This is a genomic window from Burkholderia sp. Bp9031, from assembly GCF_003857965.1.
In the GTDB taxonomy this organism is placed as follows: domain Bacteria; phylum Pseudomonadota; class Gammaproteobacteria; order Burkholderiales; family Burkholderiaceae; genus Burkholderia; species Burkholderia ambifaria_A.
The window spans coordinates 89449-110648 of record NZ_QTPW01000004.1 but is presented as its reverse complement, the minus strand read 5'-3'; the positions used below and the strand labels follow the sequence as shown (position 1 = coordinate 110648).

21 protein-coding genes are annotated in these 21200 nt (G+C 68.4%); 13 read left to right on the top strand and 8 right to left on the bottom strand.

Features of this window, described 5'->3' with window-relative positions:
• Positions 1–203: 203 nt before the first annotated feature.
• Entirely contained in the window at positions 204–611 is a 408-nt protein-coding gene (locus tag DIE15_RS07180) for a DUF427 domain-containing protein (RefSeq protein WP_057923858.1), read from the bottom strand.
• A 367-nt stretch (positions 612–978) separates the two neighbouring features.
• Between DIE15_RS07180 and DIE15_RS07175 the strand changes: the two genes are divergently transcribed.
• A complete protein-coding gene (locus DIE15_RS07175) occupies positions 979–2640 on the top strand; it encodes an ABC transporter substrate-binding protein (RefSeq protein WP_124832779.1) in 1662 nt (553 codons plus the stop codon).
• A gap of 47 nt (positions 2641–2687) precedes the next feature.
• On the opposite strand, the gene DIE15_RS07170 is transcribed toward DIE15_RS07175, so the two are convergent.
• The 6 genes from DIE15_RS07170 to DIE15_RS07145 all read right to left on the bottom strand — a co-directional run bounded on the left by DIE15_RS07170 (position 2688) and on the right by DIE15_RS07145 (position 8605).
• Positions 2688–3635, bottom strand: a complete 948-nt coding sequence (locus tag DIE15_RS07170) for a TauD/TfdA family dioxygenase (RefSeq protein ID WP_124832778.1) — start codon at positions 3633–3635, stop codon at positions 2688–2690.
• A gap of 173 nt (positions 3636–3808) precedes the next feature.
• Complete coding sequence (locus DIE15_RS07165; protein WP_057923855.1) at positions 3809–4765, bottom strand: TauD/TfdA family dioxygenase; 957 nt, start codon at positions 4763–4765, stop codon at positions 3809–3811.
• 162 nt (positions 4766–4927) lie between these two features.
• The gene (locus tag DIE15_RS07160; protein ID WP_057923854.1) at positions 4928–5782 is read right to left on the bottom strand and encodes an ABC transporter ATP-binding protein; all 855 of its coding nucleotides are present in this window, start codon (positions 5780–5782) and stop codon (positions 4928–4930) included.
• A gap of 35 nt (positions 5783–5817) precedes the next feature.
• Positions 5818–6642 (bottom strand): ABC transporter permease, encoded by an 825-nt coding sequence (locus tag DIE15_RS07155; RefSeq protein WP_057923853.1) that lies wholly within the window; start codon positions 6640–6642, stop codon positions 5818–5820.
• Positions 6643–6664: 22 nt separating this feature from the next.
• Positions 6665–7507: an ABC transporter permease gene (locus DIE15_RS07150; RefSeq protein ID WP_057923852.1), complete on the bottom strand. Its 843-nt coding sequence runs from the start codon at positions 7505–7507 to the stop codon at positions 6665–6667.
• A gap of 15 nt (positions 7508–7522) precedes the next feature.
• Positions 7523–8605: an ABC transporter substrate-binding protein gene (locus tag DIE15_RS07145; RefSeq protein WP_124832777.1), complete on the bottom strand. Its 1083-nt coding sequence runs from the start codon at positions 8603–8605 to the stop codon at positions 7523–7525.
• A gap of 810 nt (positions 8606–9415) precedes the next feature.
• Between DIE15_RS07145 and DIE15_RS07140 the strand changes: the two genes are divergently transcribed.
• From DIE15_RS07140 to DIE15_RS07085, 12 genes are all read left to right on the top strand, one after another.
• Positions 9416–9595 (top strand): Flp family type IVb pilin, encoded by a 180-nt coding sequence (locus DIE15_RS07140; RefSeq protein WP_057923850.1) that lies wholly within the window; start codon positions 9416–9418, stop codon positions 9593–9595.
• A gap of 88 nt (positions 9596–9683) precedes the next feature.
• Positions 9684–10163: a prepilin peptidase gene (locus DIE15_RS07135; protein WP_057923849.1), complete on the top strand. Its 480-nt coding sequence runs from the start codon at positions 9684–9686 to the stop codon at positions 10161–10163.
• Positions 10164–10182: 19 nt separating this feature from the next.
• Positions 10183–11199 (top strand): Flp pilus assembly protein CpaB, encoded by a 1017-nt coding sequence (gene cpaB, locus DIE15_RS07130; protein WP_124832776.1) that lies wholly within the window; start codon positions 10183–10185, stop codon positions 11197–11199.
• A 54-nt stretch (positions 11200–11253) separates the two neighbouring features.
• Complete coding sequence (locus tag DIE15_RS07125; protein WP_124832775.1) at positions 11254–12636, top strand: type II and III secretion system protein family protein; 1383 nt, start codon at positions 11254–11256, stop codon at positions 12634–12636.
• A gap of 14 nt (positions 12637–12650) precedes the next feature.
• The gene (locus tag DIE15_RS07120; protein ID WP_057923846.1) at positions 12651–13034 is read left to right on the top strand and encodes a CpaD family pilus assembly lipoprotein; all 384 of its coding nucleotides are present in this window, start codon (positions 12651–12653) and stop codon (positions 13032–13034) included.
• Between the two features lie 30 nt (positions 13035–13064).
• On the top strand, positions 13065–14288 hold the full coding sequence (locus DIE15_RS07115) for an AAA family ATPase (protein ID WP_057923845.1): 1224 nt from the start codon (positions 13065–13067) through the stop codon (positions 14286–14288).
• Entirely contained in the window at positions 14270–15721 is a 1452-nt protein-coding gene (locus DIE15_RS07110; protein ID WP_409364292.1) for a CpaF family protein, read from the top strand. Before DIE15_RS07115 ends, DIE15_RS07110 begins: the two co-directional genes overlap by 19 nt.
• Positions 15718–16695 (top strand): type II secretion system F family protein, encoded by a 978-nt coding sequence (locus DIE15_RS07105; protein WP_057923844.1) that lies wholly within the window; start codon positions 15718–15720, stop codon positions 16693–16695. Before DIE15_RS07110 ends, DIE15_RS07105 begins: the two co-directional genes overlap by 4 nt.
• A complete protein-coding gene (locus DIE15_RS07100; RefSeq protein WP_057923843.1) occupies positions 16692–17636 on the top strand; it encodes a type II secretion system F family protein in 945 nt (314 codons plus the stop codon). The genes DIE15_RS07105 and DIE15_RS07100 overlap by 4 nt, the downstream gene beginning before the upstream one ends.
• Entirely contained in the window at positions 17633–18490 is an 858-nt protein-coding gene (locus DIE15_RS07095) for a lipopolysaccharide assembly protein LapB (RefSeq protein WP_124832773.1), read from the top strand. Before DIE15_RS07100 ends, DIE15_RS07095 begins: the two co-directional genes overlap by 4 nt.
• Positions 18487–18915, top strand: a complete 429-nt coding sequence (locus DIE15_RS07090) for a TadE/TadG family type IV pilus assembly protein (RefSeq protein ID WP_057923841.1) — start codon at positions 18487–18489, stop codon at positions 18913–18915. The genes DIE15_RS07095 and DIE15_RS07090 overlap by 4 nt, the downstream gene beginning before the upstream one ends.
• The gene (locus DIE15_RS07085; protein ID WP_124832772.1) at positions 18908–19948 is read left to right on the top strand and encodes a TadG family pilus assembly protein; all 1041 of its coding nucleotides are present in this window, start codon (positions 18908–18910) and stop codon (positions 19946–19948) included. The genes DIE15_RS07090 and DIE15_RS07085 overlap by 8 nt, the downstream gene beginning before the upstream one ends.
• Here the strand turns inward: DIE15_RS07085 and DIE15_RS07080 are convergent.
• Positions 19912–21192: a glycosyltransferase family 87 protein gene (locus DIE15_RS07080; protein WP_409364291.1), complete on the bottom strand. Its 1281-nt coding sequence runs from the start codon at positions 21190–21192 to the stop codon at positions 19912–19914. The genes DIE15_RS07085 and DIE15_RS07080 overlap by 37 nt on opposite strands.
• Positions 21193–21200 lie beyond the last annotated feature (8 nt).

Below are 21200 nucleotides of genomic sequence, written 5' to 3'. Positions count from 1 at the left end.
TCCTGCTGGCGGGTTCACGGGTCGCGCTTGCGGCGCGATCGGCGCAGGACACGGCCGGATGCGGGCGAGGCGCGCGACCGGCCGGCCCGCGCCGGATTCACGACGATACGGCCGCGCGGGCCGGCGGCCAACCAATGAATCCGCATATGCAAATCAGCGCCCGGACGATACGCGAACGACAGGCCGGCAGGGCGCCGATGCGCTCAATCGGTGCCGAGCGGGCTTTCCTCGATCGAGTCGACGCGGTCCGGATAGAACGCGAGATGCGCGCGGATCGATTCGACGGCCGGGTACGGATGCTCGTACGTCCACACCGCGTTGATCGAGCGTTCGCCGCCGGCGGGGATCGAGTAGTACGCGCAATCGCCCTTGTACGGGCAGTACGTCGCATGGTCGGTGCGTTGCAGCAGCGACATGTCGGCGTCTTCGCGCGGAATGTAGAGCACGGCCGGATAGCTGGCTTCGCGCAGCGCCAGCGCGTGGCGCGTGTCGGCGACGGTCTTGCCGGCCACCTTGACCACGACGCGCGACGGATGCGGTTCGATCGTGATCGGATGATCGGGGCCCGGCGACTTTACGGGGCGAGAGGGCGTATCAGGGCTGATCGACATCGTGGGTCCTCCAGGAAGGGGCGGCGCGCGGGCTGGCGCGCCGTGCCGGAACGCGCGCCGGGCGGATCCCCGCGCGCCGGTGCTGGCGTCGGCCAACCGATACGATGCGCCAATTCCCGAGAACCTGCAGGGGGCCGGAAGGCGGCGCGCGGTGCCGGACGAAGGGTGTCGATGTGCGACGCAGGGTGGGCCGCCGCTGCGGTGTTCGCCGGCATGTCCGCGGCGCTCGCATGAACATTTCGATGCAGTGGCAGCGAGATGTATCCGCCGCGATAAGCAACGCGGAATTAATTGGTAAGCGATCGGCGGGTGGCGCGCGAAGATCGGCAGTCGTCATTTGCATGACAGTCCTTCCTCGACCACCACCATGAAGATTCCATTCTCCTCATCCGCCGCGCATCGCGCGCGGCGCACGTCCGTTGCCGTCGTGGCGTTGCGCGGCATGGCCGCGTCGCTGCTATTCGCCGGCGCGCTCACGCACGCATTCGCGGTACCGGCCGGCAAGACGCTCGTGTACTGCAGCGAGGGTAGCCCGGCCGGCTTCGATCCGGGCCAGCACACGACCAGCACCGATTTCGACGCGAGCACGTACACGATCTACAACGGGCTCGTGCAGTTCAAGCGCGGCACGCTCGATCTCGTACCGTCGCTCGCGACGAGCTGGGACGTGTCGTCCGACCAGCGCGTCTACACGTTCCACTTGCGGCGCGGCGTGAAGTTCCAGACGACCGCGTGGTTCAAGCCGACGCGTCCGTTCCAGGCGGACGACGTCATGTTCACGTTTCGCCGGATGCTCGATCCCGACGATCCGTTCCGCAAGGCATACCCGGTCAGCTTCCCGTATTTCAGCGATCTCGGTTTCGACCGCAATATCGAGCGCATCGAAAAAATCGACGACGATACCGTGCGCTTCGTTCTGAAATCGCCCGACGTCGTGTTCGTGCGCAATCTCGCGATGGCGTTCGCGTCGGTCCTGTCGGCAGAATATGCGTCGCAGCTGGCGGCACGCCATCGCGAGGCCGACATCAACCAGTTCCCGGTCGGCACCGGGCCGTTCCAGCTGCGTGCGTACCAGAAGGACGCGGTGATCCGCTACGACGCGAACTCCGATTACTGGAAACCGGACGACGTGAAGCTCGCGCATCTCGTGTTCGCGATCACGCCCGATCCGGCCGCGCGCCTGCAGAAGCTCACGGCTGGCGAGTGCCAGGTGTCGGTGTTCCCGCGGCCGGCCGATCTCGAGACCGTGCGGCGCGATTCGAAGCTGACGCTGTTTTCGGGGACGGGCTTCAACGTCGGCTTCGTCGCGTACAACACGCAGCATCCGCCGCTCGATCGCGTCGACGTGCGGCGCGCGCTCGACATCGCGGTCGACAAGACGGCGATCGTCAAGACCGTGTTCAACGGCGATGCGACGATTGCGACGAACCCGATGCCGCCCGCGCAATGGTCGTACAACCCCCGCCTGAAAGACGCCCCGCGCGATCCGGCCGCCGCGAAGGCGTTGCTCGCGCAAGCGGGGTTCCCGAACGGCTTCGACCTGACGCTGTGGGCGATGCCGGTGCAGCGACCGTACAACCCGAACGCGCAGCTGATGGCGCAACTGATCCAGCAGGACTGGGCGAAGATCGGCGTGCGCGCGAAGATCGTCAGCTACGAGTGGGGCGAATACAATCGCCGCGCGAAACGCGACGGGCAGCACGACGCGATCCTGTACGGCTGGTCCGGAGACAACGGCGACCCCGACAACTGGCTCGGCACGCTGCTCGGCTGCGATGCAGTGCACGGCAGCAATCTCGCGAAGTGGTGCAACGCGGATTTCGAGCGGCTCGTCAGCGCGGCGCGCTCGAACGCGGACGTCGCGAAACGCACGTCGCTTTACGAGCAGGCGCAGGTCGTGTTCAAGGATCAGGTGCCGTTCACGCCGATCGCGACGTCTATCGTGTCGCTGCCGGTCTCGAAGCGTGTGCACGGGCTGACGTTCTCGCCGCTCGGCGGACACCGGTTCGACGGCGTGTGGCTGGATTGAAGCAGGGCAGCCGGCGCGTGCGGGCGCGCCGGCTATCGAAGCGATGGTCAGTTCAGTGCGACTGCGCCCGCTGCCTCGACCGACGAGCCTTCGAGCGCGACGGATGCCCGGCCGTCGGGGCCGACCGGCACGTCGCCGACGAGCGTCGTCCGGTAGAGCTGGCGATCGAAGTCGAGGTCGAAGATGTCGACCGGCGCGAGATGCGCGGTCGTGCGGTTGTCCCAGAACGCGATGCTGCGCGGTTCCCACTTGAAGCGGATCGTGAATTCCGGCCGCGTCACGTGTTCCCACAGCAGTTCGAGCAGGGCCTGGCTCTCGCGCGGCGTCAGCCCGACGATCGACTTCAGGAAACTCGGGCTCACGTACAGCGCACGTTCGTCGGTTTCCGGATGCACGCGCACCAGCGGATGCTCGGTCACGAGCGGGCGGCGCTCGACAGCTTCGTCGAACGCGCCGGTCGCGCGCGCACCGGCCGGCGGCGTGAAGCGATGGATGCCGCGCAACCCGTCGACGAAGCGGCGCAGCGGCGCGGACAGCGTTTCGTATGCACGCACGAGGTTGGTCCAGTACGTGTCGCCGCCGTACGGCGGGATCGTCACGCCGCGCAGGATCGACGCCCACGGCGGATTGACGGCGGCGGTCACGTCGGTGTGCCAGCCCGTCCACGGCCGGCGCACCGGCTCGCCTTCGAAACGCGTCGCCTTGCGATGCTTCGCGATCGAATAGACGGCCGGATGACCTTCGACGTGGCCGAACACCGGGTGGCCGACGGTCGGCTCGCCGAACTGCGCGGAAAACGCAACGTGCTGCTCGTGCGTGAGGAATTGTTCGCGGAAGAAGATCACGCGCCATTTCAGCAGCGCGGCGCGAATTGCGGCGATCTGCAGCGTGGTCAACGGTTGGGTGAGGTCGATGCCGCGAATCTCCGCGCCGATGTGGGCGGACAGCGGGATCACGTCGACCGGCTGGGCGGCGGGTTCGGGTAGTGCGCTCATGCGACGCTCCTGGCGGAAGTGAACGAGACGGACGGGCGGCGACATCGTTGCGCATGAATGCGCTGACCCGGTAGCGGGAAGGTCATGATCGGATCCTCCGGTCGGGAATGCGGGAATGCAGGCGTGGCGGCGCGCACGGCGGCGGCTGACGCTACCACCGTGCGCGGCGAACGTCATTGCAGCGTCGCGCCCGGCCCCTTCAGCACGACGCTGCGGCGGCCGTCGATGCCGACCGGCACGTCGCCGTGGACGGTTGCGCGACGCACGACGCGGCGTGCATCGCCGTAGTCGTTGATCGCATAGTGCTGCGTCGCGCGGTTGTCCCAGATCGCGACGTCGCCTTGCTGCCAGCTCCAGCGCACGGTGTTCTCGAGGCGCGTCACGTGTTCGTGGAATACCTGCAGCAGATGCGCGGAATCCTGCGACGACAATCCCTTGAGCTTCTGCACGAAGTGTCCGAGCACGAGCGTGCGCTCGCCGGTCTCCGGATGCACGCGCACGACCGGGTGCTCGGTTTCGTAGACGGTCGACGTGAACACCTCGCGGTAGCGCTTCAGTTGCGTGTCGTCGGCGTGCACGTGCGTCGACGCGTAGTCGTAGGCGTTCGTGTGCACTGCCCACAGCGTGTCGGCGAGCGCACGCAGCGGCTCCGGCAGATGCGAATAGGCGGCCGCCGTGTTGGCCCACACGGTGTCGCCGCCGAACGGCGGAATCACGACTGCGCGCAGGATCGACACCTTCGGGTACGCGTCGACGAACGTCACGTCGGTGTGCCACGAATTGGCGCGCGCGCCGTGCGCGGAGTCGAGTTCGAGCAGGTGCGCGCTGCCGTCGACGGACGGTACGGTCGGATGCGCGACGGTGTGGCCGAAGCGACGCGCGAATGCTTCCTGAGCGGTGTCGTCGAGATGGCCCTGGTTGCGGAAGAACAATACCTTGTGGCGCAGCAGCGCGGCCTGGATCGCGTCGAACGTCGCGTCGTCGAGCGTGCTCGACAGTCGGACACCGGCGATCTCGGCGCCGATCCGGCCGGCGACCTGGCGAAGCTGAAGCGGAACGGCGGCCGTGCGCGGCGCGGCGGTGTGCGAAGCATGCGATGACGGGTGGGCGGCGTGCTGGACGTCGGACATCGGGAGTCTCCTGGGTCGGGTCGGTCGAGTCTCCATTCAAACAGGGCGCGCGCGAAACCGGAACCGATGAATCGTCACAACCTTAGCGTGCGCCGTGATGATCGATATGTATCGTCATGCTGAGCGATTCGCGAGCGGCATCGGGCCGGCCGCGTCATGGCGTTACCACGCGAGCCGCCATGCGCCGATCCGGTGCGCATCGGACGCATCGACGTGTTTCGCGCCGCCGCTGTCGCTGCCGCTGCCTCCGGGCGGTTCGCGATCGTCGAAGTCGGCGAGCACCGTGTCGCGCAGCCGCGCGAATTCCGGTGAGTCGCGCCGGCGCGGCCGAGGCAGCGCGACATCGACGATACGCTCGATGCGCCCCGGGCGCGGCGCCATCGTGACGACGCGATCGCCGAGATACACGGCCTCGTCGACATCGTGCGTGACGAGCACCATCGTGATGCGCTCCTGCTCCCAGATGCGCAGCAGTTCGTTCTGCATCCGCGCTCGGGTCTGTGCATCGAGTGCACCGAACGGTTCGTCGAGCAGCAGCACGCGCGGCCGGTTCACGAGCCCGCGCGCGATCGCGACGCGCTGCGCCATCCCGCCCGACAGCTGGTTCGGGTACGCATGCTCGAAGCCGTTCAACCCGACGAGTGCGATGTGCTCGGCCACCGCGCGCCGCTTGGCAGCCGCATCGAGCGGCGCGTTGCGCAGCGCGGCCTCGACGTTCTGCGCGACCGTCAGCCACGGGAACAGCCGGTGATCCTGGAACACGATCCCGCGCTGCAGTGACGTGTCGCGCACCCATTCGTCCCCGGCGCGGATCTCGCCCGCGTAGTCGGTATCGAGCCCGGCGATCAGCCGCAGCAAGGTCGACTTGCCGCAGCCGCTCGCGCCGACGATCGTGACGAACTCGCCGGCACGCACGTGCAGCGACACGTCGTCGAGCACGGCGAGCGATGTGCCGCGTTGCGCATAGCGCTTGCTCACGTGGAGGATATCGAGCGAATCGGAAGCGAGGGTCGTCATGGCAGAGAAGGCGGCAACAGGAAAGAGGAGGGCGATCAGCGGCGCAGGTCGCCGCGCCGGGCCAGCACCTTGCGTTCGATCGCGCGCGCGATCGCGTTCAGCGCCCAGCCGGTCACGCCGACGACGATGATCCCGAACAGCACGAGGTCCATCCGGAACTGCTCGCTGCCGTCGATCAGCGTGTTGCCGATCCCGCTGCCCGCGACGAGCAGGTATTCGGCGCCGAGCGTCGCGAGCCACGAGTAGATGAGGCCGAGATACAGCCCGGTGAAGATCGACGGCAATGCGGCGGGCAGGATCACGTAACGCACCAGCTGAAGCCGCGAATAACGCAGCGCGCGGGCGACGTCGACATACGCGCGCGGCACCGCATGGATGCCGTCGCACGTATGCGCGGCGACCGGCAGTAGCGCGGCGAGCGACAGGAACACGACCTTGGCGACGTCGCCGAGGCCGAACCATACGGAAATCAGCGGAATCCACGCGAACAGCGAGATCTGCTTGAACGTGTCGAAGCTCGGGCCGACGACGCGCGCGGCGATGCGCGACAGCCCGAGCGCGGCGCCGAGCAGCAGACCGCCGGTCGCGCCGATCGCGAAGCCGCATGCTTCGCGTGCGAGCGACGCGGACAGTGCGCGCGCCAGCGCACCGCTGGCCGCCTGGGTCCACGCGGTGTGCAGCACGTCGGCGGGGCCGACCAGCAAGCCGCTTTTGACGAGATGCGCGGACGAGACGGCCCACCAGAGCGCGAGCGCGGCGAGCGGCAGGACGAAGCCGCGCCAGTCGGGCACGGGAAAGCGGCGGGCGGCCGCGATGGCAGGCGATGCGGTGTCTGGCGTCGACGTGGAGGCAGGCGGCACGGAAGGGCTCCTTGAATCGGGTTCAGCCGCGGAACGCGGACGGCACGCCGCGGCGCAGCCGTGCCTCGAGCGCGTCGAGCAGCCGGTTGATCGCGAGGCCGACCGCGCCGACGACGATCACCGCCGCCATCACGAGATCGAGCTGGAACAGCTGGCGGCCGTACACGATCAGGTAGCCGAGCCCTTCCGACGACGCGACGAGTTCGACGACGACGAGCGCGAGCCACGATTTCGTGAACGCGAGCCGCACGCCGGTCGCGAGCGTCGGGATCGCGGCCGGCAGCACGACGTGGACGATGCGCTGGCGGCGCGTGTAGCCGAACACGCGCGCGGCTTCGTCGAGCGCGGGCGGCGTCTGGCGGAACCCCTGCAGCGTGCTCATCGTCACGGGAACGAGGGCGGCATGCGCGATCAGCAGGTACTTCAGCGGCTCGCCGACGCCGACGAGCAGCAGCAGGAACGGCAGCCAGCCGAGCACGGGAATCTGCACGAGCGCGTTGAAGCTCGGCAGCACATAGGCTTCCAGCGTGCGCGACAGCCCGAGCGCCGCACCGGTCGCGAAACCGAGCAGCGTGCCGGCCGCGAAGCCGACCAGCACGCGCTGCAGGCTGATCAGCGTGTGGCGCACGAGATCGCCGCTCGCCGCGAGCTCCGCGAGCGAGTCGGCCACCCGTCCGGGCGGCGGCAGGATCTGCGGCGCGATCCAGCCGCGCGCGCTGCCGACGGTCCATAGCACGAACAGCAGCGCGGGCAGCGCCCACGGCGCGAGCCGCCACGCCACGCGTCTCGCGCTCGCCGCGCGGGGCGGCAGCGCGGCGAGCGCGTGCGGGTCGGATGACGGACGCGGAAGCGCGGTATCGCTCATCGGGGGCGGTCCGGGTCAGGAGAGGGGCTTGCCGGCCGCGTCGTAACGCGGCCAGTAGTGTTCGAGGTGCTGCGCGCGCAACGCGTTGTCGAGATACTTCGGCTCGAACCAGCCGTCGACTTCGACCGGCTGACGGATCAGTTTCAGCTTCAGCGCATCCTGTGCGACGGCCTTGTAGCGCGCGATCACGAACGGGTCGATCAGCGGCGACAAGCGGTCTTTCAGGCGCTGGTTCGCATAGTCGGCCTGCCATGACGCATACGGCACGCCGCTTTTTGCCCACAGCTTGAATAGCGCATCGCGGTTCGCCTCGTCGGACGACCATTGCGCGCCTTTCACGAACGCGTTGACGACGCGCTGCACGATGTCCGGATGCGCGCGCTCGAAGTCGTCGAGCACGAGCAGGTGGGTCTGGCGCGTGAACTGCGGGCCGTCGTTTTGCGATTCGTAGATGATCTTCGCGAGGCCGGCGTCGCGCAGCTTGTACAGCTGATAGTCGCCGACCGAGGCATCGATGCCCTTCGACGCGAGCGCGGCGAGCGCACTCGCGGAGTCGAGGTTGATCACGCGCAGGTCGCGTTCGCTCAGGCTGTTCTTCGCGAGCGCGTTGTCGGCGACGAGCTGCAGGTTGGTGCCGCGGAAAATCGATACGCGGCGGTCCTTCAGGTCCGTGATCGAGCGGATGCCGGAGTCGGGCGGCACCGCGATCTTGACGCCCGAGCGCACGCTGGCCGCGAGCAGCAGGCGCGTCTTGATCCCGTTCGCGCGCGCGAGCACGGACGGCAGGTCGCCCTGGTACGCGAAGTCGAGCGCCTTGTCGGCGATCGCCTCGTTGACGGCCGGGCCCGCGCCCTTGAAGAACAGCCACTGCACCTTGATGCCGTCGGCCGCGAATTCCTTTTCGACGAGCTGCTGGAGCTGCACGGTGGCCGCGCTCGATCCGCCGAAGGTCGGCGGATCGCCGGCGCCCTGCTGGGCGACGCCGATGCGGATGGTGGCGGGCTCGCCGGCATGCGCGGCGGCAGCGGGTAACGCAACGAGGGACGCGATCAGCAGCGATCGCAGCAGGCGCAATGGAGAGTGAAATCGGTCGATCATCGAGTGTCGGGCAAGTGAGGGAGGGAAGTCGGGCCAAAGGGCGTCGAACCATTCTGGAGGACGCCTCCGGCGCGGGACAAGCAACGATTTGAACTATGCTTATCGCCGCTTCGCGGGTTGGCGGGGCATGCGAGAGCCGGTTGGAGATCGCGATGCTTTGGGGGAGCGAGGAGGGCGTAATTCGCGTTGGCTTTGCAGCGGATCGATCGTTGCCGGGAGCGGTACCCACGCGAATCAGGCTATTCAATCGGGATACGTAATATTTTCCTCGACCAATCGGCAGGCGCGAAAAAATTGCCGATCAGCGCGCATGAATGGCCGTTTGAATTTTCGGATTGGAATCACCACGCATTTGGAAAAACCGATAAAAATCATTGAACAGTCCGCCATCAGCAATGATGCATCCCGGCATTAACATTCTTACGCATGGTCTCGACAGGCCTCGTGCAGCGGCGCGAGAAAGCGGTAAACGATCTACGTGTATTTCATTGTTGAAGCGCGCCTCCCATAAATACACTCCGACGCTAAATTATTTGAAATCGTCAAAAAAATTGTCTATACCCTAGACGAATTGGCGTGAACCGCATCGTGTCAATGCGGCTACGCAGCAGACGCGCGAATGTAGTGCAGATAGCGTTGCCGTACGCCGCGCGTTGCAGCGATCGAATGGATTCCGGGGAATGCGAACGGCCCGATGCCGGGCTGCCGCATGAGTCGTGAATGGACGAACGCCGTGCGCATCACCGAAACAACAACGCCGCGTCTTTGCATTCAACGGTCGATCACCGACCCCGTCACACGGAGGTTGTCATGCTGCAATACGTCAAGTCCTTGCTGCGCGATGAACGTGGTGTCAGCTCGCTCGAATACGCAGTCCTGGCCGGCATCATCGTGGTCGCGCTTGCGGCAGTTGGCACCTACCTCAGCGGCACGTCAGGCCTGCAGAGCATATTCACGTCGCTGATCAACAAGGTCGCATCGCTGATCTGATCTCCCGAACCGGCGCGCCGCCGACGCACATACGGATCCGCAGCGGTACGACGTATCCAGTCGGGGCGCGCCCACGGACGGCTCTCCGATGCTCTATCTCGTACAGTCGGCGGCGACGCTGGTGCTGGCGTCGCTCGCGATGCAGGATGTGCGCGCGCGGCGGCTGTCCAATCGCGCGGTGCTGGCGTTCGCGACGTTGTACCTGGTCGCGGCGGCGCTTGCGCACGACGGTCTTGCGCAGGTCGCCGGCCACGTTGCGACCGCAACGGCGATGCTGGCGGTGTTCGGCGGCCTGCGTCACGCAGGCTGGATCGGCGGCGGCGACGTGAAGCTGGCGGCGGCGGTGTTTTTATGGGCCGGCCCGACGCTCGCATTTCCGGTGTTGACGCTCGTTTGTGCGAGCGGTGCCGCGTGCGGCCTCGCAGCGCTTGCGATCGTCGCGCGACGGCGTCGTATCGCGCCGGCGACCGCGCTCGCGACGCGCGGCGTGCCGTACGGCGTCGCGCTCGCGCTCGGCGGCGGGTTGGCCGTCTGGGCGCGGTTTCCCCACGCCGTTTCGCTCACTTAGCCGGGGGACGCACGCCGCCATGCCCAAACCGCTGAGAATGGCCGTGTTGATCATCGCTGCAGGCATCGGTGCGTTCATCCTGCGCCAGTTGTACGTTGCCGCGTCGACGCCGTCGGCGCCTGGCGAAGCGACGGAGGCACGCGTGCGCGTCGCGGCCGCGGACCTGCCGGAAGGGCTGCTGCTGCGCGACAACGATCTCGCGTGGAAGCGCATGCCGAGCACGCAAGTGCCGGCCGGCGCGTTTGTCGAGTCGCAGCCGGGCGCGGACCTGAAAGGCGCGCTGCTGCGCAACCGCGTCGAAGCCGGCGCGCCGATCCGCGCGGATAACGTGATACCGGCCGGCGCGCCGGATTTTCTCGCGGCCGCGCTGCAGCCCGGCATGCGCGCGATCTCGGTGCCGGTCGATGACGTGTCGGGCAACGCGGGTCTGATCCAGCCGGGCGACTTCGTCGACGTGGTGCTCACGCAGGAGATCGGCGGTTCCGCGACGGTGCCCGGCACGTTCGAAGCCGAGACGGTCGTGCGGCGCGCGCGCGTGCTCGCGGTCGGCTCGGAGTTCCAGCGTGCGAAGACGCCTGCGAGTGCGCCGGACGTGCCGGTTCGCGCACGCACGGTCACGCTCGAAGTCGCACCGCGCACCGCTCAGGTCGTGCTGGTCGCGACGCGCCTCGGTTCGCTGTCGCTGGCGCTGCGCAGCTTCGCGACGAGCGATCGCCGTCAGGCGGCCGGCGGCGACGAACAGGAGCCCGATACGGCACCGGTATGGGCCGGCGACGTGTCGCGCGCGGCACGGGCGACGTCCGCGAGGACGGACGCAGGCACGCGGCCGGCAGCGCAGGGCAACACGGTCGTGATCTATCGCGGCTCGTCGGTCGACGATGGATCGCGCGGTAGCGGTGGCGGTATCGGCACGCCGGGCCTGCCGCCGCTGCCGTCGGGCTGGCCAGGTACACCGGTTGCGCCGGCCGCGTCCGCGGGCGGTAATGTCGCCGCGGACGCAACGGCGAAAGCGCCGCGGGCGGCGGTGCCGCAGTGACGCGGTGACGATTCGGGCCGGCCGCCCGGCGGCCGGCATTTGACGAGAAAACGCATGGTGCGCACGGTTCGTTGGATCGCTTTCTGGTACCTGGCCTGCATCGTCTTGCCGGGTGCCGCACTCGCGCAGCGCGCGCAGGCGGCGGACGCGGGTGCGGCGTTGTCGATCGCGACCGGCAAGGGCGAGATGCTGTCGCTGTCCGAACCCGCGACCGCGATGTTCGTCGCGGACCCGAGCATCGCGGACATCCAGGTGCCGTCGCCGCGCACCGTGTTCGTATTCGGCAAGAAGGCAGGCACCACCACGCTGATCGCGCTCGGCGCGAACCACCGGCCGATCCTGCGCCGCACGGTGATCGTGCAGGTCGACACGGCATCGCTGCAGGCGGTGCTCGACAGCCGGTTTCCGCAATTGAAGCTGTCGGTGTCCGGCGCGCCGGGCTCGCTGATGGTGTCGGGCAAGGTACCGAGCGCGGCCGATGCGGACGCCGTGATGCAGTCGCTCGCGCCCTACGTGAACGACCGGGAAAAGATCGTCAACCGGCTCACGCTGTCGCGCCCGATCCAGGTGAACCTGCGCGTGCGCGTGACCGAGGTCAGCCGCAACATCACGCAGCAGCTCGGCATCAACTGGAGCTCGCTCGGCGCAGCCGGCAACTTCATCGGCGGGCTGTTCAACGGGCGCACGCTGATCGACCCGACGACCAAGCTGTTCAACCTGTCGCCGACCGGCGCGTATTCGGTGCTGGGCGGCTTCCACGCGGGGCGTTGGTCGATCGACGTCGTGCTCGACGCGCTCGATCAGGAAGGCCTGATCACGATGCTCGCGGAGCCCAATCTCACCGCGATGTCCGGCCAGACCGCGAGCTTCCTCGCGGGCGGCGAGATTCCGATTCCGGTCGCGCAGGCCGGCACCACGACCGGTGCGATCACGGTCGAGTTCAAGCCGTTCGGCGTGTCGCTCGACTTCACGCCGACCGTGCTCGCCGACAACCGGATCAGCCTGAAAGTGCGCCCTGAAGTAAGCGAGGTCGATTCGAGCAACAGCGTGACGACCGGCGGCGTCACGGTGCCGGGACTCTCGGTGCGGCGCGTCGAGACGACGGTCGAGCTGTCGAGCGGGCAGAGCTTCGCGATCGGCGGGCTGCTGCAGAGCCAGACGGCCGATACCGTGTCGCAGATCCCCGGGCTCGGCCGGCTGCCGATCATCGGCCGGCTGTTTTCGTCGAAGAACTTCCAGGACAACAAGACCGAGGTCGTCGTGATCGTCACGCCGTACATCGTGCAGCCCACCGGCCCAGGTCAGCTCGAGCAGGCGCTCGACACCGTCGCGCGGCCGAGCAGCGATCTCGAGTTCGCGATCCAGCACAATCTCGGGCTCGACTTGCTGTCGGGCGACACGCCGCGTCTCGTCGGCGCCGCGGGTTTCGTGTACTGACCGGAGGCGCGCGCATGCGAGTTCGAACCATCGTCTCCTCACTGCTGCCGCTGGCGCTCGCAGGCTGCCTGTCGGCGCCGCCGCCGATCAACCTGCCCGATGCACGCGCGATCGGCTTCGACGGCGTGCACGCGGTGCCGCCCGACTGCGCGAAGCTGATGCAGCCGTCGCATCTCGTCGATGCCGGGTTCGGGCGGCCCGGCGTGCCGTTCGGCTGTGCGACCTACACGAATCTCGCGACGATGCTCGCGCGGCCGGAAGATCTCGTCGCGCCCGTTCCGTACGGCGGCGCCGATGCGCAAGTCGCCGCCGACGCGGTGCGCCGCTACGTCGAGGATCGCGTGAAGCAGCCGACACCCGAGAAGACGCTGACGACGACCGGTTCGCCCGGCCGTTGACCCACTCGACCCACTCCCGATGCGATCGCGATGCCGCCCATGAACGTCCTCGACCGCCAGAACGCCAAGCGCGCCGCCCCCGCCGGAGCGGCGGATCTCATCGCGGTCGTGTCCGACGCGGGCAGCGAAGACGTGATCCGCCGCGTCGCGCAGGACCTGTCGATCACGCGTGCGCACGTGCAGCCGGGCAACTGCGAGGACGCGATCCGGCTGCTGCAGCAGCACGAGCGCTCGCCGCGCCAGTTGATCGTCGACGTGTCGGATTCCGTGCTGCCGGTGTCGGACCTGATGCGGCTCGCCGATGTGTGCGATCCGTCGGTGAGGGTCGTGGCGATCGGCATGCAGAACGATGTCGGTCTGTTCCGCAACCTGCTTGGCATCGGCGTGCAGGACTACATCGTGAAGCCGCTGACCGTCGAGCTGATGCGGCGTGCGCTGACCGCGACGGAATCGGTCGTCCAGGTGCGCACCGGCAAGGTGGTCAGTTTCGTCGGCGCGCGCGGCGGCGTCGGCACGACGACGATCGCGGTGAGTCTCGCACGCTGCCTGACCGGCGAGAAACGCCGCCGCGTCGCATACGTCGACCTGAACCTGCATGGCGGCGGCGCGAACTCGATGCTCGGGCTGTCGAGCAACAACGGGCTGATCGAGTTGCTGAACATGGAGCAGCGTCCCGACGACGCGTTGTTCGACCGCATGGTCGTCCCGAAGGGCGATCGCCTGCATATGCTGTCGGCCGAACTGGCGTACGGCGAAGATGCGCCGTTGCGCGACGGTGCGATCGCGCAGCTCGTCGACATGCTGAAGGACCGCTTCCATTACGTGCTGTTCGACGTGGGATACCGCGCCGGCAAGCTGTTCGAAGGTGCGCTGGAGGCGTCCGATCTCGTCTATATCGTTGCCGACCGCTCCGTGCATGCCGCGTACGAAGCCGCGCGGCTTGCGCGCTTCGTGAGGGAACTGCCCGGCGAGCGGCTGTTGTCGATGGTGCTGAACAATCCGCTCGAGCCGGTCAAGGGACGCGTCGCGCAGACCGATTTCGAGGATGCGTTCGGCGGCGTGAGGTTGCGCGAGCTGCCGCACGAGCCGCAGCCGCTCGCGGTCGCCGAGAACCTCGGCGAGCCGATCGAAGCCGCCAAACGCCAGGGTTTCGTGGACGAGATCCGGCTGCTTGCGAACGGCATCACCGGCGAATCGATGGCCGTCGCCGAGCCGTGGTATGCGCGCTTCGTCAAATGGAGGAAAGGATCGTGACGTTCGGTACCCGCAAACGGCAGGCGCCCGATCCGGTGCCGGCCGCTTCTCCTGCCGCGCCGCGCGACGGCGCACCGGCACCCACGCCGGGGCCGGGGCCGGGGCCGGGGCCGACCGCGAGCCAGGCTTCGGCCTTCGCCCGCGGGCCTGCGGCCGCCGACACCCAGGAGGCGCTCATCCGCTCCGGCAAGTTCGACGCGATTCGCACTGCGGTGTTCGCGTCGCTGAACATGTCGGCGGCGCTGATGAAGACGCGCGACGAAGTGCGCGCGGGCATCGAACAGGTGGCCGCGCACACGGTCGAGCGCGAACGCCTGAAGATCACGGCGGGCGAGCAGGTGCTGATCGTCGACGCGATCCTGAACGACATGTTCGGCGTCGGGCCGATCGAGCCGCTGCTCGCCGACGACACAGTTTCGGACATCCTCGTGAACGGCCCCGATCAGGTGTATGTCGAGCGCGCGGGCCGGCTCGAACTCACGTCGCTGAAGTTTCGCGACAACGCGCACGTGACGAGCGTCGCGCAGCGGATCGCGGCGGCGATCGGGCGCCGCGTCGACGAGAGCAGCCCGATGGTCGACGCGCGGCTTGCCGACGGCAGCCGCGTGAACGTGGTCCTGCCGCCGATCGCGTTGCGTGGCGCGTCGATCTCGATCCGCAAGTTCGCGAAGCGCGACATCACGCTCGCGCGAATGGCGCATCAGGGCAATATTTCGCACGGGATGCTGCAGGTGCTGAAGATCGCGTGCGCGTGCCGGCTGAACATCGTGATCTCCGGCGGTACGGGTTCGGGCAAGACGACGCTGCTCAACGCGCTGTCGCAGCACATCGACGAGCACGAGCGGATCGTGACGATCGAGGATGCGGCCGAGCTGCAGCTGCTGCAGCCGCATGTCGTCAGCCTCGAGACGCGGCCGGAGAATACCGAAGGGCTCGGCGGCATCTCGCAGCGCGACCTCGTGCGCAACGCGCTGCGGATGCGGCCCGACCGCATCATCCTCGGCGAAATCCGCGGCGCGGAGGCATTCGACGTGCTGCAGGCGATGAATACGGGCCACGACGGCTCGATGACGACGATCCATGCGAACACGCCGCGCGACGCGATCAGCCGGCTCGAAAGCATGGTCATGATGGCGAACGCGAATCTGCAGCTGCTGTCGATCCGGCGCCAGATCGCGAGCGCCGTGCATCTGTTCGTGCAGGTCGAGCGGATGCGCGACGGCGTGCGCCGCGTGACCCGGATCACCGAGATCGTCGGGATGGAAGGCGAGGTGGTGATCACGCAGGACCTGTTCACGTTCCGCCAGGAAAGCGACACGACGCGCGATGCAGTGAAAGGCATGTTCGAGGCGTCGTCGTTGCGGCCCGCGTTCGCGCAGCGCGCCGCGGACTACGGCATCGAGGACGCGCTCTCCGAGGTATTCCGGCAATGAGTACGGCAGACCTGTTCGCGCTCGGCGCATTCGTCGTGATCCTCGGGGCCGGCCTCGCGCTGTCCGCGCTGCTCGATCGCGCGCGCCAGGCGCCGGAGCAGCGCATTCGTGCGCGGATGCGGCACCTCGCGCCGTCGCTGGCGGGCCGCGAGGCCGGTGCGTCCGCCGCGCCCGGCGTCGCGCTGTTCAACCTGCCGCGCCGGCAAGGCCGCGCGCGCGCGTGGCTGCAGCGTTACGTGACGCGCGTGCGTGCGGTGGGCGGCGAGCACGGCATGCGGATCGTCGTCGCCAGCACGATCGCCGGCGCGATCGCTGCGATCGTCGCGGTCGAGCTCGTCGCGCTGCCGCGCGTGGTGCATCCGCTGATCTACGTCGGACTGCCGCTGGTCGCCATGCGCGCCAGCTACCGCGCGCTGGTCGAGCGTTTCAGGCTGCGCTTTCTCGAAGCGTTCCCGGACGCGATCGACCTGATCGTGCGTGCGGTGCGCGCGGGCATTCCGGTCACGCAGGCGATCAGCACGGTGGGTGACAACGCGGCGGAGCCGGTGCGCTCGACCTTCCGCACGATGGGCGACAGCCTGCGCGTCGGCGCCGACCTGAAGGACGTGCTGACGCACGCGGCAGACCGGCTGATGATCGCGGACTTCTCGTTCTTCACCGTCTATCTGCTGCTGCAGCGCGAGACTGGCGGCAGCCTCGGCGAGACGCTCGACGAGTTGTCGAGCATCATCCGCACACGCCGCGACATTCGCCTGAAGACACGCGCGTTGACTGCCGAGGGGCGGATCACGACGAAGATCATTTCGGCGATGCCGTTCGTGATGATCGGCGCGTTGTTCCTCGTGAACCGCGCGTACGTGATGCTGTTGTTCGATACGCACGCCGGGCGCGTGATGCTGACGATTGCCGCGGTGCTGCTGACGATCGGACTGCTGACGATCAACAAGATGTCGAAACTGGATACCGCGCGATGACGATCTCGATGCTGGCCGCCCGCGGCCTCGAACTGTTGCTGTTGCTCGCCTGCGTCGCGGTGGCGCTCGCGACGCCCGGCGGCGGCACGCGGCGGCGGATCGCCGCGCGCGTGCAGCAGGCGGCCGGGCAACGCCCGCCGTCGCTGGTGCCGGGGCGCCTGCAGCCCGGCGAGGTGCGCCAGGACCTGACGCGGCGGCTCGCGCAGCTCGGCGAGCGGCTGCCGGTGCTCGATCCGATGCAGCGTGTGAAGCTGGGGCTGCAGTTGACGCGCGCGGGTTTTCGCGACCGGCGTGCGGTGTTGTCGATGATCGGCATCAAGCTGAGCTGCGGCGTGCTGTTCGCGGGCATCGCGATCGTGTTCAGCCCGTACATTCCGCGCCTCGGCGAATACTTCGTGATTCGAGCGGTGGCGATGGTCGGCGCGTTCGTGATCGGCGTGATCGTGCCCGAATACGTGCTCGGCGCGATGATCCGGCGGCGCCGGCGGATCATCGCCGCGTGCTTTCCGGATGCGCTCGACCTGCTCGTGATCTGCACGATGGCGGGAAACAGCCTCGCATCGGGCGTGCGGCGCGTCGCGCGCGAACTCGAGCGCATCTGCCCGCCACTGGCCGACGAGTTGACGGTCTGCGCGGACGAGCTGACGCTGAGCGGCAACGTATCGGAAGCGCTGACGCATTTCGCGAGACGTGTCGACTTTGCGTCGGCACGCTCGCTGGCCACGACGCTCACGCAATCGCAGCGATTCGGCACGCCGATCACGCAGGCGCTGCGAACCCTGTCGCGCAGCGAGCGCACCGAGCAGATCGTCGCACTCGAGGAGAAGGCCGCGAAGCTCGCGCCGAAGATCACGCTGCCGATGATGCTGTTCATCCTGCCGACGGTCGGCCTGATCGCGGCGGGCCCGGCGGCCATCCGTCTGATCGAGGTGTTCAAATGACATGCTCCGTCGTCCGCGCGCTTGCATTCGCGGCCGTGCTGCCGATGCTGGCCGGCGGTTGCGCGCCGGGCATCCAGACGAGGCCGGCGCTGTCGCACAAGAGCGACGACCCGCAGGCCGAACTGCGCATCGCCGATAGCGCGCTCGTCGGCGGCAATATCGATCTCGCGTCGACGCTGTACGAGAAGGTGCTCGCCCGGCATCCCGACTCGCTCGCGGCGCGCCTGGGGCTCGGCGACGTCAACTACCGGGCCGGCGACCTGGAGCGCGCGCGGATTCTCTACGAGCAGGCTCACCAGCAGGCGCCCGCGGAACTCGGGCCGCAGGTCGGGCTCGCGCGCGTCGCGTTGCGGCAGCGTCGGCTCGACGAGGCCGGCCAGCGCTACCGCGACCTGCTGGCCGCGCAGCCGAACCTGCCGCTCGCGGCGCAGGGGCTTGGCACGGTGCTCGACCTGCAGGGCCGCCACGAGGACGCGCAGGCCGTGTACCGGGATGCGCTGCGCGCACATCCGGATGCGCAGGGGCTGCGCGTCGACCTCGGGCTGTCGCTCGTGCTGAGCAACCGCCCGCGCGAGGGCGTGAACGTGCTGCTCGACGTCGCAGGGCTGCCCGATGCGCCGTGGCAGGCCCGCCAGAATCTCGCGTTCGCCTATGGCGTGCTCGGCAATACGGATTCGGCGAAGAAGCTGCTGTCCGCCGACTTGCCCGCGTCGGCCGTGGCCGACAATCTGCGCGTCTACCAGGCCGTGCGCGCCCGGCTCGCGGCGCGCCCGGTCGCCAATGCCGCGCGACCGTTGACGGGCGCCGCGCTCGATCCACGTGTCGCGCCGCCCGTCGCGGGGGCCGCAAAATGACACGCGGCGCGATGCGCGCCCGCCACGCGCGCGGCGTCGTGTCCCTCGAGTTCGCGCTGATGCTGCCGTTCCTGTTGATGGTGCTGATCGGCATCATCGATACGAGCCTGCTGCTGTGCGACAAGGCCGTGATCACGAACGCGAGCCGCGAAGCCGCACGTGCCGGCGTCGTGTTGCGCGTGCCGATGCTGACCACGACACAGATCGCCAACGTCGCGCTGAGCTACACGCAGAACAGCCTGATCACGGGCGGCACGGCGACGCCGCCGACCGTGACCGTGACGCAGGCGAACGGCACGACGTCGGGCACCGCGCTGACGGTGACGGTGACTTACACGTATTCCGGGATGGTGCTGGGTTCCGCGCTCAGCGCGCTGACCGGCCCGGTGACGGTCTCGGCCAGCGCGGTGATGCTCTATGAATGACGCAGCCGGCACGCGATGCAGCGGCGCCGCGCGCGAGCGCGGCTCCGTCGCGCTGTTCTTCGTGATGTTCCTGATTCCGCTGCTGTCGTTCGGCGCGCTGGCGATCGACATTGCGTGGGTCGCCGCGGTGCGCAACCAGCTGCAGAACGCCGCCGACGCGGCAGCGCTCGCGGCGGCCGACGCGATGATGTCGCCGAACGGCGGCGCGCTGAACTGGTCGCAGGCCGCGCCGGCGGCGAACGGCGTGATCGCGCAGAACGCGGCCGCGGGCGCGCCGTTGTCGACCGGCACGGTGACGACCGGGTACTGGAACGTGACGCGCAGCCCCGCAACGATGCAGCCGACCACCATCACGCCCGGCGCGTACGACGTGCCGGCGGTGCAGGTCACCGTATCGCGCGCGCCGGGCGTGAACGGCGGCTCGATTCCGCTGCTGCTCGGCGGGCTTTTGGGCATCCCCGGTGCGTCCGGCAGCGCGACCGCGATCGCGGTGCTCGCCGCGCCCGGCGGGGTGGCGGCGGGCGGTCTCTTTCCGGTCGCGATCGACCAGTGCGTGTACAACCAGTACTGGAACGCGGCGACCAACCAGCCGCTGATCAATCCGCTGACGGGCCAGCCGTTCGAGTTCTCGATCACCAACGGCCAGACCTATGGCTTGCTGTGCATGGGCGGCCAGTGGACGTCATTCCAGTCGACCGCGACCGACACGACGACGATGGGCGGCCTGATGGTGACCGGCAACCCGACGACGCTCAATATCGGCGACAGCATCTATCTCGCAACCGGCGTGAAGGCGACGCTCTACACGTCGGTGCCGGTCGGCGCGACGGTCGTGCTGCCGGTCGTCACGCAGACATCGAGCAGCACCTACGTGCCGATCGTCGCGTTTGCTGCGTTCCACATCGACGTGTCGCTCGGCAGCTCGTACAAGTACATCCAGGGGCACTTCGTCGCAGGCGTGAAGATGACCGGCGTCGCGACGGGCGTCGGGCCGTACTACGGCGTGTACGTGCCGCCGCGGCTCGCGTTGTAGGTGGTATGAGCGCCGTGAGCGTCGTGCCGCGCGCGGCGCAGCAGCACGAGCAGCGCGAAGAGCGTCACGGCCGGGCCGATCTGCGGTAGCTCCAGCCATGGGTTCAGGTATTCGGCGATCGGCAGCGCCCATATCAGCGCGATCGCGGTCTGTTCGCCGCGCAGCCAGCCGTCGCGCCAGCCGATCGCCAGCATGCAGGCGATCGCGATGGCGAGCCACGCGAGTTCGTAGTGCCACACATACGGGTTCGCCGTGAGCGTCGCGACCGTCAGCACGGCCGCGCGCAAGCGGGTATCGCGCGACTGCGCCCACGCAATGCAGGCGGCTGCGATCGCGATCGCGGCGATACATGCATGTGCGGCATAGGCGGCACCGAGCGGCACGCCCGCCAGTCGGAACGCCGCGAACGGGGTCGGCGACGCGAGCCAGAACACGACACCATGTTCGAGGACGATCGAGCGCGCGAGGCCCGTGCTGGCGACGAACAGGCGTAGCGAGTCGAGGCCGCAGACCAGGACGCTCAGCGCGACGAACGTGCCGGTGGCGAGCCCGGCCCACGCGATCGTGCGCCATGCGCGTGCCGCAACCAGCACGAACGGGAACAGCAACGCCATCTGCGGCTTGACCGACAGCAGGGCGATGCAGAAGCCGGCCCACATCGGCCGTCGACCGGCCCAATGGACGGCCAGTGCCGCGCACGATGCGGTCAGAAACGCGTTTTGCCCGAGCGTCGCGGTGACGAACACGCAGGGTGCGGCGACCAGCGCGAGCGAACCGGAGCGCCATGCGCCGGGAATCGCACCAAGGCCGGATACGCGCCACGCGACGACGCCGAGCACGGCGACGCCGAATGCGACGAACAGCGGATAACCGAGCGCGAAGGGCAACAGCGCCAGCGGCGTCACGAGCAGCAGATAGGTGGGCGGGTACAGCCACGGGGCGAAGACGTCGCGACGAAGGTTCGCGAACAGTTCGCCCGTCAGTCGCGAGAACGCGGAGAAGTCGTATGCCTGCGATGGCGAGCCGTGCAGCATGACGTACGATGCCGACCAGAATATCGAGAAGTCGGCGCCGGCGCGCGACAGGACGGCTCCCTGCGCATGACGAATGACGGATATCCAGATCGCGACGAACAGCACGTAGAACACGAGCATCAGCATGCTGTACAGGGCGATGCGTCGCGGTGTGAGCCACTCGCCGACCGGGCGCTTCGTCGAGTGCGTCGATTGTTGCGTAATGTCCAATTGCCGCG